Origin of the sequence: Gilliamella sp. wkB178 (genome assembly GCF_001690705.1) — a bacterium.
In the GTDB taxonomy this organism is placed as follows: Bacteria; Pseudomonadota; Gammaproteobacteria; order Enterobacterales; family Orbaceae; genus Gilliamella; species Gilliamella apicola_K.
In genome coordinates, this window is record NZ_LZGK01000014.1 from 196,729 (window position 1) to 209,646 (window position 12,918).

The 12,918-nt window shown below is 32.4% G+C and carries 13 protein-coding genes; 5 read left to right on the forward strand and 8 right to left on the reverse strand.

Going from position 1 to position 12,918, the window contains the following annotated elements; translation table 11 throughout:
• From dnaA to A9G13_RS09160, 4 genes are all read right to left on the reverse strand, one after another.
• Positions 1-1,362 carry a chromosomal replication initiator protein DnaA gene (dnaA, locus tag A9G13_RS09145; protein ID WP_065557305.1) on the reverse strand — a complete coding sequence of 454 codons (1,362 nt, stop codon included), beginning with the start codon at positions 1,360-1,362 and terminating at the stop codon, positions 1-3.
• 167 nt (positions 1,363-1,529) lie between these two features.
• Complete coding sequence (ompA, locus tag A9G13_RS09150; protein WP_065557306.1) at positions 1,530-2,630, reverse strand: porin OmpA; 1,101 nt, start codon at positions 2,628-2,630, stop codon at positions 1,530-1,532.
• A gap of 190 nt (positions 2,631-2,820) precedes the next feature.
• On the reverse strand, positions 2,821-3,729 hold the full coding sequence (locus A9G13_RS09155) for a recombination-associated protein RdgC (RefSeq protein WP_065557307.1): 909 nt from the start codon (positions 3,727-3,729) through the stop codon (positions 2,821-2,823).
• Between the two features lie 122 nt (positions 3,730-3,851).
• Positions 3,852-4,601, reverse strand: coding sequence for a MipA/OmpV family protein (locus tag A9G13_RS09160; RefSeq protein ID WP_081301216.1), 750 nt, complete (start codon positions 4,599-4,601; stop codon positions 3,852-3,854).
• Positions 4,602-4,804: 203 nt separating this feature from the next.
• On the opposite strand from A9G13_RS09160, the gene A9G13_RS09165 reads away from it, so the two are divergent.
• From A9G13_RS09165 to A9G13_RS09175, 3 genes are all read left to right on the forward strand, one after another.
• Complete coding sequence (locus A9G13_RS09165) at positions 4,805-6,214, forward strand: aspartate aminotransferase family protein (RefSeq protein WP_065557308.1); 1,410 nt, start codon at positions 4,805-4,807, stop codon at positions 6,212-6,214.
• Between the two features lie 83 nt (positions 6,215-6,297).
• Positions 6,298-7,347 carry a GNAT family N-acetyltransferase gene (locus A9G13_RS09170; protein WP_081301217.1) on the forward strand — a complete coding sequence of 350 codons (1,050 nt, stop codon included), beginning with the start codon at positions 6,298-6,300 and terminating at the stop codon, positions 7,345-7,347.
• Positions 7,344-8,213, forward strand: a complete 870-nt coding sequence (locus A9G13_RS09175; protein ID WP_065557309.1) for an arginase family protein — start codon at positions 7,344-7,346, stop codon at positions 8,211-8,213. The genes A9G13_RS09170 and A9G13_RS09175 overlap by 4 nt, the downstream gene beginning before the upstream one ends.
• Before the next feature lie 143 nt (positions 8,214-8,356).
• Here A9G13_RS09175 and A9G13_RS09180 read toward each other — a convergent pair whose 3' ends face one another.
• From A9G13_RS09180 to A9G13_RS09195, 4 genes are read right to left on the reverse strand one after another with little or no spacing between them, the layout of a single operon-like run.
• Positions 8,357-8,749, reverse strand: coding sequence for a DMT family transporter (locus A9G13_RS09180; protein WP_065557310.1), 393 nt, complete (start codon positions 8,747-8,749; stop codon positions 8,357-8,359).
• A 1-nt stretch (position 8,750) separates the two neighbouring features.
• Positions 8,751-9,107: a hypothetical protein gene (locus A9G13_RS09185; protein ID WP_065557311.1), complete on the reverse strand. Its 357-nt coding sequence runs from the start codon at positions 9,105-9,107 to the stop codon at positions 8,751-8,753.
• The gene (locus tag A9G13_RS09190; protein WP_065557312.1) at positions 9,107-9,940 is read right to left on the reverse strand and encodes an alpha/beta hydrolase; all 834 of its coding nucleotides are present in this window, start codon (positions 9,938-9,940) and stop codon (positions 9,107-9,109) included. Before A9G13_RS09190 ends, A9G13_RS09185 begins: the two co-directional genes overlap by 1 nt.
• A 13-nt stretch (positions 9,941-9,953) precedes the next feature.
• The gene (locus tag A9G13_RS09195) at positions 9,954-10,679 is read right to left on the reverse strand and encodes an MtnX-like HAD-IB family phosphatase (protein ID WP_065557313.1); all 726 of its coding nucleotides are present in this window, start codon (positions 10,677-10,679) and stop codon (positions 9,954-9,956) included.
• Positions 10,680-10,836: 157 nt separating this feature from the next.
• Here A9G13_RS09195 and A9G13_RS09200 point away from each other — a divergent pair, with 157 nt between their 5' ends.
• Both A9G13_RS09200 and A9G13_RS09205 read left to right on the forward strand, forming a co-directional pair.
• A complete protein-coding gene (locus A9G13_RS09200) occupies positions 10,837-11,565 on the forward strand; it encodes a response regulator transcription factor (RefSeq protein ID WP_065557314.1) in 729 nt (242 codons plus the stop codon).
• Positions 11,562-12,902: an ATP-binding protein gene (locus A9G13_RS09205; RefSeq protein ID WP_065557315.1), complete on the forward strand. Its 1,341-nt coding sequence runs from the start codon at positions 11,562-11,564 to the stop codon at positions 12,900-12,902. The genes A9G13_RS09200 and A9G13_RS09205 overlap by 4 nt, the downstream gene beginning before the upstream one ends.
• Positions 12,903-12,918: the final 16 nt, after the last annotated feature.

Below are 12,918 nucleotides of genomic sequence, written 5' to 3' on the forward strand. Positions count from 1 at the left end.
TTAAGTTGATAATGTTCGAATTAAATTAGAATAATCTTGTTTAATATCATTGCTTTCTTCTTTCAATTCAGCGATTTTGCGACAAGCATGTAATACTGTTGTATGATCTCTACCACCAAAGCCATCGCCAATTTCAGGAAGGCTTTTATTGGTTAATTCTTTAGCTAGAGCCATTGCTACTTGACGAGGTCTTGCCACTGAACGTGAACGCCGTTTAGATAATAAATCAGATACTTTAATTTTGTAGTATTCAGCAACAGTTTTTTGAATATTATCAATAGTAATTAATTTTTCTTGTAATGCAAGTAGATCTTTTAAAGCATCTTTAACAAACTCAATAGTTATTGATTTGCCAGTAAAGTTTGCGTTTGCAATGACTCGATTAAGGGCTCCTTCTAATTCTCGAACATTAGAGCGTAAACGTTTAGCAATAAAAAAAGCTACTTCTTCTGGTAATTTAATATTATTTTCTTCGGCTTTCTTCATCAGAATAGCGACACGAGTTTCAAGTTCAGGCGGTTCAATGGCAATAGTTAAACCCCAACCAAAACGTGATTTTAAACGATCCTCAACACCATCAATTTCTTTTGGATAACGATCTGAAGTTAAAATAATTTGTTGATTACCTTCTAATAAAGAATTAAAAGTATGAAAAAATTCTTCTTGTGATCTTTCTTTATTAGCAAAAAATTGTATGTCATCAATAAGTAAAGCATCAACAGAACGATAATAGTTTTTAAATTCTTCAATGGCATTATTCTGTAAAGCTTTTACCATATCTTGTACAAATCTTTCAGAATGCATATAGACAACTTTTGAATTTGTTTTTATAGCCATTATCTGATTACCAACAGCATGTAATAAGTGAGTCTTACCTAGACCTGTTGATCCATATAAAAATAGTGGGTTATAAGCTTTTCCTGGATTTTCAGCTACTTGTTTGGCCGCAGCAACCGCAAGTTGATTAGATTTACCTTCAACAAAACTATCGAAAGTATGTTTATGATTAATTCCTGAATGGTAAACGTGATTACTTTTATTATTTTCTTTTGTTGTTTTCCACGAAGGTTTAATGGATTCTTTTAGTCCATTATTTTTTACTTTTTTATTTGCTGTTAAAGTAGAACCAACTTCAAGATATAACTTTAAGCTATCATTATCAAATAGTTTATTTAGCAATAGAGATATAGTAGTTAGATATTTATTTCTTACCCAATCTAAGACAAATCGATTGGGTGCATAAATGTACAGTTTGTTATCGACCAACTCCGCTTGTAGTGGACGAATCCATAAATTGAATTCCGTTGTGGGAATTTCTTCTTGTAATTGAGAAAGACAATCTTGCCAAATAGCGGTAGGCACAGTAATTCCTTTTAATTTTGATTACTAACAGAGTGTTTATAAGTATAAGCTTTTTTGTGGATAATTTATAGTGTAAAGGCAATATATAATTTAGTTACTAACAAATTATAAAAAGAAAATAAAAAACCCGGATTTAACCGGGTTTTTAAAGAAATTAAAAATATTAATTAGTTTGATTCAATTACTTTAATTTCTTGAACATTACGTGCTTTAACTTCAATTTCAACACGACGATCTGGTGCTAAACAAGCTTTTAATTCAGCGCCACGAAGTGCATTACATTTAGTACCAGTAACTGGTTGTGATTTACCCATACCACGAGCACTAATTAGGTTAGATGGAACACCTTTAGCAACTAGGTATCGCATTACAGAATTAGCACGTTGTTCTGATAGTTTTTGGTTATAGCTATCTGAACCAATTCGGTCAGTATGACCAATAACTACTACAGCACTTTGAGTTGGGTTAATTTTAACTAATGATGTTAATAAGTTGTCTAATGCTTGACGGCCTTCTTCTTTAAGATCAGCTTTTGCATAAGCAAATAGAACATCTTCATTTAATACATAACGATTTTCTTGAGTTTTAACTTCAACTTGTGGTGCAGCAACTTCCGGTGAACCTAGGCGGTAAGTAATACCTAAAGTTAACAAGCCATTATCTGGAGATGCATCAGTTTTAGTATGAATATGGTTAACATATTGATATTCTAAACGAGTAGAAAAATCTTCAGATAGGCGATAATCAAGACCTAAAGCAAAAACTGGAGATACATCAGTTTTAGAACCACCGCGACCAAATGCTTCTTTATACTCGCCACTATTTTTCCATTTAGCAATAGTTACCATTCCTCCAGCACGACCATAAATATCTAAGTCATCAGTAAGGAATGATAGAGGGTAACTTAGTTTACCTGTTAAAGAGACACCTTGCGCATCAATTTTGCTTTTTCCAGCATTAGTGCCATCAACTGTCCAAGTTCTTTTATATCTAGCTGAACCTAACCAGTCATAACCTAATTCGAATGCAAGATAAGGATTGGCTTGGAAACCAACAAAAGCACCACCACCAATATTACTACGATCGGAAGTTTTAATACCAACTACATTTTTATCAGCACCACGAACTTTATTGGAATCTAAATTATACATTTCAGACCAACCTAATTTACCACCAATGTAAAAAGTGTTGTCTTCGTACGCTGCATTAGCTGCAGTTGCTGTTAAACTTGCTACTGCGATTGCAAGAGCTAGAGTTGTTTTTTTCATTTTATTGCCTCAACTATATGTTGTTATAGACGTTGTTTAGTTTCCTTTTGTTTAAATTTTACTTTAAATAAAAGAATAATTACTTATTTTTATTAATTATGTTATACATAATCTTCTGTGATTATAGCACATTTAATATGCAAATCTATAATTATCGACGTTCTAATATAAAAATATTTAAATAAAATTATCAAATAATTTTATTAATAACAATATAAAAGTCATTAATGGTATTAGATAATATTTTAACCATAATCAGAAAATCTGCTTCAAGACGTTTATCGGATTCATCAGAACTAATATCCTCATTTTCTTCTAGAAGACTTGCATCAAATATAATACGTTTAAAGGTTAAATCAGTATTAACTATAAAACTTACTCCACGTTCATCAATTATTTGAACTTTAGTTACCCATTTACCTGAAGTAAAATGAACCAATATTTCGTCACTGGTAATTTCCTGATTTTTACATACAATAATACCATTACCATCAATAGGGTCTTTAAGTTCAACTTGATTACCTAATACAAATGGAGGATAACTAAGTTTTTCTTTGACCCATGTTGTGGTTATTTGCTCCAAAGGTTTATCAATTGATAAAGGTGTTAATGCAAGTGAACCCAGTTCTTTGCGCAAAATAGCTAAAATATCTTCTGCTTGTTTAAAACTACTACAATCAACAATAATTCGTTTATTGTGTGTATCAATCCATAACCAGTAATAATTATATTTACTAAATGCTCTGGGCATTAGATCTATCAAAACTTCATCTTTTAAAGTAGCTTTTTCATTTTTTGTTAACTTTCTATTTAATATTTGTTCTTGTTTATCAATTTTCTCTAATAAAGCTTGTTTGATTACTGGAGAAGGCAATATTTTAGTTTCTTTTTTTATTCGTAAAAGTAAATGTCCTTGTATATCGACAATAAGGTCATCTTGATTATTATCATTGTATGGTGATACCCAACCCATTTTATTATTATCTAAATTACCACAAGGTATAAAAGGATGAGATTTTATCGCTTTTTCGATTGTTTCTTTATTAAGTAAAGTATCATTACTCATTTGATAAATGATGGTATTTTTAAACCAAAGCATACTGTAATTTTTCCTGATTTTTGATTCACGATAATAATTTATCGCGATTAATATTGCATAACGCTTATACTAAAAGCAGTAATAATGTTATTAGTTAGTTTATAAAAGAAGAATGGTAATAATTAAAAATTATAAGAGACCCCCATATAAATAGAAGTTACAGCACTATTGTCTACCATTGGGCTATCAGCCGCATCTCCGGTTAACTTATCTATATGAATACAGCCATAAGTTGCAAAGTGATTGGTCAATTTATATTGTGCACCTAATTCTGCATAAGGAGTAAATGAACTTTCAGCATTATAATAACGTAATTTTGAGCGGGATGATTCTTTATGTGAGATACCATAATAATAGTTATTGTGATTGCTATTGGCCCAGTTAATGCCTATGGTAGGTACAAGAATAAGATCACCTTCTACAATAGGCAGGCTATAGTCAGCATTTACTAAAAAGCTATTACTTTCATTTAACACATCTGCGCCAACATTACTAGAAAAACTCCCCCAATTAGTATTAATGTTATATTCAATTTCTGCTAGTAAAGTTGAGTAACGCTTATCTAATTTTTTTAACTGGTGATTGTCTGAATCATGGGGTTTAAATTCGTTGGCTAAATAACGGCCACCAATAGAAATACTCTGATTATCAGTATTGTAAATGTAGACTCCAGCTGATAAATCATCAATAAAAAATGAACCATTATCATAATCAATATGAGGGATAGGATAAAGGTTAGAACTGTAACTTTTATAAGGTGAGTCTGTCCAACCAACCCCAACCCCCAAGGAAGTAGAATCTGCAACGGCACTTAAAGTGTATCCTAAAGTAATTATTGATAACATAGAGGTGATACATAATGTTTTTTTCATTTTTTAATACTCTTAAATAAGCTTTTTTTACTTATCCTAAATGCTATGAATAAGGTTATTTATAGTGTTTGATATTATTAGTCTAAATTTAGCGAATATATCGTCACAAAATCTATACATTAATTGCACATTGTAACAAGTAAATTTCTTAGATAATAATGCCACATTTTATTGTGTTTGAATATGGATTAGTGAGATAACTTATGAGTAAACCAACTTTAGAAATGATCAACAGTCACCCTGATGACGCGACATTACTTGCTGATGAAGCTAAATATTGTTCTTTTGGTGATACTGTGCATTATGTTGAACCACCAAAAATCTTTGATGGTTGTGAAGGTAGTTACATGTATGATAAAGAGGGTAAAGCCTTTCTTGACCTTCAAATGTGGTATTCAGCTTGTAACTTTGGTTATGCAAATGAGCGTTTAAATAATGTGCTTAAAAAGCAAATTGATACATTACCACAATGTGCCAGTCAATATTTACATCCAACTAAGATAGAATTAGCCAAAACCATTGCCCAAGGTATGAAACAGCGATTTGGTTATGATGGACGAGTACATTTTAATGTTGGTGGTTCACAATGTATTGAAGATTCCCTTAAAGTAGTACGTAATGCAACTAATGGTAAATCGTTAATGTTTGCTTTCCAAGGTGGATATCATGGACGTACATTGGGTGCATCATCAATTACATCAAGTTATCGTTATCGTCGTCGTTATGGTCACTTTGGCGATCGTGCTATGTTTGTGCCATTCCCTTATCCATTTCGTAGACCAAAGGGTATGACAGCAGAAGAGTATGGCGAGCATTTAGTGGCTGAATTTGCACGATTATTTGAAACTGAATACCACGGTGTTTGGGATCCGAAAGTTGGACAAGCTGAATATGCTGCATTTTATGCTGAACCTCTACAGGCAACAGGTGGTTATATTGTTCCTCCTCGCAATTATTTCAAAGGTCTTAAAAAAGTCTTAGATCAATATGGAATTTTATTAGTAGTTGATGAAATTCAAATGGGCTTTTATCGCACAGGTAAACTTTGGTCAATTGAACATTTCGATGTTAAACCAGATGTCGTTGTGTTTGCTAAGGCATTAACTAATGGATTAAATCCATTAGGTGGTTTATGGGCACGAGAAGAGTTAATTAATCCACAAGTATTCCCTGTTGGATCTACTCACTCCACATTTGCTTCTAATCCTTTAGGCACGGCTGTAGGTCTTGAAGTTTTAAAAATGACTTCTGAAACTGATTACGAAACCAAAGTCATGGAAAGTGGTGCTTATTTCCTTGAAGGCTTAAAAACACTAGAAAAGAAACATAAAGAAATCGGAGAAGTTGATGGTTTAGGTTTAGCTCTTCGAGCTGAAATTTGTACTGAGGATGGCTTCACCGCTAATAAAGCATTAGTGGATAAGATGGTTGATATTGGTATGTCTGGTGATCTTGATTGGAAAGGCACTAAAATGGGCTTAGTACTTGATATTGGTGGTTATTATAAAAATGTAATCACATTTGCTCCATCATTACATATTTCTCGCCAAGAAATAGATCAAGGTATTGAACTACTTGACCAATTAATAACTCGTGCCAAAAAAGAACTTTAGTTTTTTTATTTTTTTGCTTATCTTTTGTCCCGTCGATGGTTGACGGGACTGCAACATTAAAAATAAATCATATAAATGTGACTATGAAATATATCAATCAGTTAGAACCTAATCAATTAATAGATAATTTTTTAACTCATCCACCCAAAAACTTCTCTGCATGGTTAAGTGAAGATCGTGTACCTGTGTTTTCTACAAAATTTAATTTATTAACAACAGCTGATGAAAATTTCAAAAGTAAGATTCAAAAATTACCTTTTTATAAGAAGTGGTGCCATTGGCTTAAACAAAAAACTTGTTTTGTTGGAGCAACTGTTTCTGAATATACTTTACTTAACCATCACATTGATCCGGAGCAATTAGCACATAATCTGAAAGCAGCTTATGCCAAAAAATATCCCTTTTTGATTGTTAAAGATATGCCTTTGGCGTCACCATTACTAAGTAACAAAGAAAATCAATATTCAGAACAACTTATTTCATCATTAAAAAATTGTGGGTTTGTTGAAGTAGAAGGACAAGCCTTAGCTTGGGTACTAATTGATTTTACCGATCTTGATGAATTTTTATCACGTTTTTCGTATAGTCGTCGTAAAAATTTTAGAAGGAAATTAAAATCGCGCGAAAAGTTAGCCATCGATGTTTTACATAGTGGTGATGATTGTTTTTTTAATAATGCTGTTTTAGATGAATATTATCAACTTTATCTTAATGTATATCAGCAAAGTGAAGTACATTTTGATTTATTAACTAAACCATTTTTTACCCAGTTGTTACAAAGTAAGACTTCTCAAGCACGTATTTTCACTTACCACCATAATAATGAATTAGTCGGTTTTAATATTTGTTTTGTAGTTAATAATATGTTGATTGATAAATATATTGGGTTAGTTTATCCTCAAGCTAGAGAGCTAAATCTTTATTATGTAAGTTGGTTTGTTAATCTAGAATATGCGCTACAACAAGGATTTAGTCATTATGTTGCAGGTTGGACAGATCCTGAAGTTAAAGCATCTCTGGGAGCTAATTTTACATTAACAAAACATTTAGTTTATATTCGTAACCCATTATTAAGATTAGTTTTACAGAAATTGATTGGTTATTTTGAAAATGACAAGGAAAAATTGGCATGACATATCCAGTTATACTCAATTTCGATCAGAGTGTAGGTGAGATTAATCATGCTAACATGATCGATGTTACTCATTGGCAAGATGATATTCGTTTTGGTTGTTCTGTAAAAAAGTTTAGAGAGTTTGCTAGATCTCTTCAACAATTGTTACCTGAAAATCATGGCACAGTGCTAATGGGTAGTGGTGATTATCACCATATATCCCTTTTACTTATTGAACGTCTAAATAAACAATACTCAGTAGATAACCCTATTCAGGTGATTATTTTTGATAATCATCCAGATAATATGCGTTATTTGTTCGGTATTCATTGTGGTTCATGGGTAAGTTATGTGGCTAGTTTACCATTTGTTAGTCATGTACATGTATTAGGTATTACTTCTAATGATATTGGTATTGCACATTTTTGGGAGAATAGGTGGAAGCCTCTTTATCACAAAAAACTTACTTATTGGAGTCTAAATGTAAATGTTTTATGGGCGAAGAAAATTGGTTTAGATCATGCTTTTCGGCATTCTGCTACACCTGACGAGTTAATTGCAAGTTTTTTATCAGAACAATACCATAATACTCAACCGATTTACTTATCTATTGATAAAGATGTATTGAGTGAAGAAGTAATTCATACGAATTGGGATCAAGGTACGCTTCAAACCTATCACATACTCGACACGATTACATCAATTAAGCAGCGTATTATTGGTAGTGATATTACCGGTGAATTATCAATATGGCAGTCACTCAACCGGTTTAAACGCTTTTTAAGTTCATTAGATAAACAACCAACGATTTCCCCAGCCAACCTTAGTAATTGGCAGCAAGAACAACATCTACTGAATTTGATATTATTAAAAGCATTGAAGTAGATTTAAAAAATTAAATTTTTCAGAAATGCTATACGTTTCAATATAAAATGTATCTTATGCGCAATATATTAGAGTGAATTAAGTAAATGAATACTTGAATTTAAAACCCTTTAAATTGCTTATTTAATGACTTTAAATTAAGTTCACTTATTCGGAACTTGTTTAGATAACTTATTTTCGGCTAGAGCTAAAAATAAAATACCTGAAATAATTAATATTGCGCCAATTAATTTATATTTTGTAATAGGCTCATGGAATAACCAAACTGAGGCAATCATCACTGTTACTACCTCAAAATGTGAAGCAGCAAAAGCGGGTCCAACAGGTGCTTTTTTTAACAACGTCATCCAGGTAAAGAAAGTTAAAATATACCCTGCTATGGAAATATAAATCCAAGGATTAGTAAACACACGAATTAACCATTCAATACTCATGGCTAAAGGTTGCGCATGAATGGCTGTTAGTTTAAAACTGCATTGAGCTATGGTATCGAAAATTAGTAATACGGTAAAACCGATTAAGTAAAATTTTGCCATTTCAACTCATTCCTACAAAAATCACACCGGCAGTAATTAACAACATCCCTACTACACGATGTAAAGTTAATAATTCTTTAAAAAGAATACGTCCCACTAGCATAATGGTAATAATATTAAATGAAGCAAGCAATACGCCCTGAGAAAGTGGAACTAGAGTTAAAAATGCTAGCCATAATAAAAATTCCACAATGTAAGCAATAATTCCAACCCAGATCCAAATGTTTTTTGCTAGATCTAGCCAGTAATACCAACCATCACGATTATTGGGTGAAATAGCCGCAAACTTAAAAGCAACCTGTCCGAGAGTATCAAAACAAATATTACTGATCCAAAGTATAATAACTAATGGCGACATTACACTTTTATCCCTTCTGCAATTTTATTGAAAAATGAAACGGATTCGTTAATGACTTCTCGTCGTTGACTATCAATGGTGACTAAGTGGTAACTATCATTAAGTACAATAAGTTTCTTTAATCCAGAAACGTTTTTTTCGACCAATTTAGCATTGGTTTCAATATTGGCGATATCATCATTACCGGAATGAATGATTAAACAAGGGGAAGTTACTTTGGCTAAATCCTTACGTACATGTTTAGCTAATAGCTGCATTTCGGCTAGAGCAGGGAAAGGGTTACCTGCTAATCCAGCAGCTCCGCTATCACCGCTGAGCATACTTTCCGATACCACTGCTCGAATGCGTTCATCTTTTAGTCCATAAGGTGGTTTTTCAATAAAAGAAACTTTCTGAAAAATACCAAGCTTTTTAAAATAGACTAATAAAAAGAAAAACTTTTTAGCCCAAAAAGGCATACTCCAGCCATCATAATAAAATGTTGGCGCAAAAACACCTACGCCTTTGATTTGTTCAGGTCTATCAGCAGCAAGTTGTAATGCAAGCAGAGCACCCATTGATAATCCGGCAACAAAAACATTATCAACATGCTCAGCCAAATAATTTGCACCGTCTTGCACACTTTTGTACCAATCTTGCCATGTTGTTTGACATAGATCAGCTTCGGTACCGCAATGGCCAGCAAGTTGCACCGCATAGACAGTAAATCCGGCTTTATGTAGTCCATTGGCTAAAATACGCATTTCATTTGGAGTGCCAGTTAACCCATGAATCAAAAGTACACCATTTTTGCTACCTGGTAAAAAATAAGATAAATCTTGAGCTGTATCCATTATAATTCCTAATTTACTTTACCATCACGAATGGAATTGCTGCTAATTGTGTTTGTTTTAATGCTTTGGTTACATCAGCAAAGCAATTAATTGCACTATATTCAATCTTATTTTTTTCACAATAATTAATGAGTTTGTCCTTAGCAAAAACAAAATCAACATTGTGGGATACACAGTAATCAGAAGTACCATCGCCAACATAAAGTATTTGATTAAAATGTTGTTGTTTTACATGATTACATTTGCAATTACCACTTTGTTTAATACAATTTTTATTAGAATAAGGGAATTCTAATCGCCAACTACGATCATTATCATGCAATAGCTTATTAGCAAAAATGGGTAAATGTTCCATTCCATGACGTTTTAAAATAAACTGAATAGCATAATCTAATCCATCACTAACAATATGTACGGGAATATGATTTATGTCGGTATACTCAATAAAAGCTTTAAATGTTGGATCAATTTCTATTTGTGATAAGGCACAATTGAGTTCATCAAGACTGGCTTCCAACAAGGCAATTTGCTTACTCATGCACTCTTGAGAACCAATCTTACCATTAACCCATAATTCTTCGAGTTCTTCGCAACCATCTTGACCAAAATGACTTAGTAATGTATCTGTTACATCTTTTACGCTAATTGTGCCATCAAAATCACATAAAACAATGGATGTTTGGTGTTGGGTATAAGATGGATAAAAAATATGATTTGCAATCGATGAAAAAGTATTCATTTATTAATAAAGATAGTCAGTTTATATAAATATGACGATTTTCTCATAGGCTGGGAGAAAACTTTGTAGGCTCTTTGTATATATTTTGTAACGGGTTTGAAATTGTCTGTATAATAAGGTATCTCTAATTTACACCTTATAGTAATAAGAAGGAAAAATGAGTGAACGCATATTAATTATCGAAGATGATGAACGGTTAGCTAATCTAATTCAAGTTTATCTTATTAGACAAGGTTATACTGTTGAATGGTATAATAGCGGTGATGGAGCAGAAGAAAAAATTCAAAAACTCAATCCTGACCTAGTGATTTTGGATGTCATGTTACCAGAAAAATCGGGTTTTGATATTTGCCGTGATATACGTACTTGGTTCAATAATTTTATTCTTATTATGACAGCTAGTGAGGATAATATCGATGAAATCGTCGGGCTTGAATTGGGCGCTGATGATTATTTAGCCAAGCCGGTTGAACCTAGGCTACTTTTAGCTAGAATTCGCGCTTTATTACGAAGGAAACAGATTGAGTTAGATAAAGAAGATAATAAAGAATTGATTATGCCTTTTAATGGTAAAATAATAGTTTTTGATAATCTGATAATTGATGCTGAAAATCGTAAAGTATCATTACAAGATCAAGAAATTGATTTAACTACAGCAGAATTTGACCTTTTATGGTTACTTGCTAGTAATGCAGGCAAAATTCTATCTCGAGATGATATTTTTTCTCAAGTTAGAGGTATTGATTTTGACGGCAGTGATCGTTCAATTGATGCCCGTATTTCAAGACTTCGTCGTAAATTGCTTGATGATCCAGATAACCCATTACGAATCAAAACAGTACGAGGTAAAGGTTATTTATTCTTGCGAGAAGGGGATAACCATTGAGTCAATTACTAGCTAAACCACTGTTTTTTAATCGACGAATTGTATTTTATCTTGTTATCTTACTTTCATTACAATGTATTATTGCTTATGGAGCTTTATTGGTATTTGATTCCTTGCCATCATCATTAACCGATATGCCTGATGACCATATTGTGTTTCGTGAATCTCAGCGTGGAACAGTAAATTTAATCCGAATGCAAATTAATGAAAATAAAGATCGTCCACTACAGGAAGTCGTAAATGAATTACAACCTTATTTTGGTTATCCAATTGAAGTACTGCCAATTACTACATCATTACCACATTCCGTGCAAAACGAATTAGTAAAACTGGGTTTCTCGTATGATAGTGATAAAGAGGTAGTATACGTTGATTTAAACGATGGTAATTTGCTGCAATTAGGTCCTATTGTGATGCGTGATATTTTAGAATCTAATACCATGTCATTAAGTGTTTTTCTGATAATTTGGGCATTATTTAGTGCCATTATCTTTTTTATTTTGATCTATTTTGCTTTTAGTGCAGTCTGGAAAGATTTAGTTAATATTCGTCAAACTGCAGAACAACTTGGGCAAGGAAATCTACATGCTCGTACTGAAAATGTTAAAGGTTGGTTATTTAAGCCATTAGCAAATGTCCTTAATAATATGGGTACCCATATTGAACATTTAGTCAGTACTAATCAAACTATTTCACATGCAATGGCACATGAGTTACGAACTCCTCTTGCTAGAATGCGATTTGAACTAAGTATGCTCGAAGAATCGAATGATGAACAAGAAAGATCACTATTACAAAAAGGTATGAGTGATGATATTAATGAATTAGAAGCACTTATTAATGCAAGTTTAAATTACTTTAGAATGCAGCAAAGTAATATTGAGTTGAATTTAACTAGTGTATCATTAAAAGAGTGGGGTAATAAAGTTTGTCAGTCACTAGAACTTTTCAAGCCACCAAAGTTTGAATTAGTTTGTAATTGCCAAGATGTAGAAGCATTAATTGACACTAATCTAATGGAAACAATTGTCAAAAATTTATTACTTAATGCGTTTAAATATGCGGCACATAAGGCTGTTTTACATCTTACTAAACAGCAAAATAGTGTAGTAATTGAAATTGATGACGATGGTGCAGGTATTCCTTTTGATGCACGGGAAAAGATTTTTATGCCTTTTTCTCGACTTGATACCAGTAGAACTCGTTCCACTGGAGGATATGGTTTAGGTTTAGCCTATGTAAAATTAATGGCTGAATTCCATAATGGTAAAGCGTTTGTGGTAACTAGTCCACTAGGTGGGGCTAGGTTTGTGGTATCACTCAAATCCGAAGGATAATTATTAATTTTTATTT

Bases quoted from the DNA above. Each gene is read 5' to 3' on its own strand.
- A9G13_RS09175 (WP_065557309.1), top strand. From the start codon at position 7,344: ATGACATATCCAGTTATACTCAATTTCGATCAGAGTGTAGGTGAGATT.
- A9G13_RS09185 (WP_065557311.1), bottom strand. From the start codon at position 9,107: ATGTCGCCATTAGTTATTATACTTTGGATCAGTAATATTTGTTTTGAT.
- A9G13_RS09170 (WP_081301217.1), top strand. From the start codon at position 6,298: ATGAAATATATCAATCAGTTAGAACCTAATCAATTAATAGATAATTTT.
- A9G13_RS09180 (WP_065557310.1), bottom strand. From the start codon at position 8,749: ATGGCAAAATTTTACTTAATCGGTTTTACCGTATTACTAATTTTCGAT.
- A9G13_RS09195 (WP_065557313.1), bottom strand. From the start codon at position 10,679: ATGAATACTTTTTCATCGATTGCAAATCATATTTTTTATCCATCTTAT.
- ompA (WP_065557306.1), bottom strand. From the start codon at position 2,630: ATGAAAAAAACAACTCTAGCTCTTGCAATCGCAGTAGCAAGTTTAACA.
- A9G13_RS09165 (WP_065557308.1), top strand. From the start codon at position 4,805: ATGAGTAAACCAACTTTAGAAATGATCAACAGTCACCCTGATGACGCG.
- A9G13_RS09200 (WP_065557314.1), top strand. From the start codon at position 10,837: ATGAGTGAACGCATATTAATTATCGAAGATGATGAACGGTTAGCTAAT.
- A9G13_RS09160 (WP_081301216.1), bottom strand. From the start codon at position 4,601: ATGAAAAAAACATTATGTATCACCTCTATGTTATCAATAATTACTTTA.
- A9G13_RS09155 (WP_065557307.1), bottom strand. From the start codon at position 3,729: ATGCTTTGGTTTAAAAATACCATCATTTATCAAATGAGTAATGATACT.
- A9G13_RS09190 (WP_065557312.1), bottom strand. From the start codon at position 9,940: ATGGATACAGCTCAAGATTTATCTTATTTTTTACCAGGTAGCAAAAAT.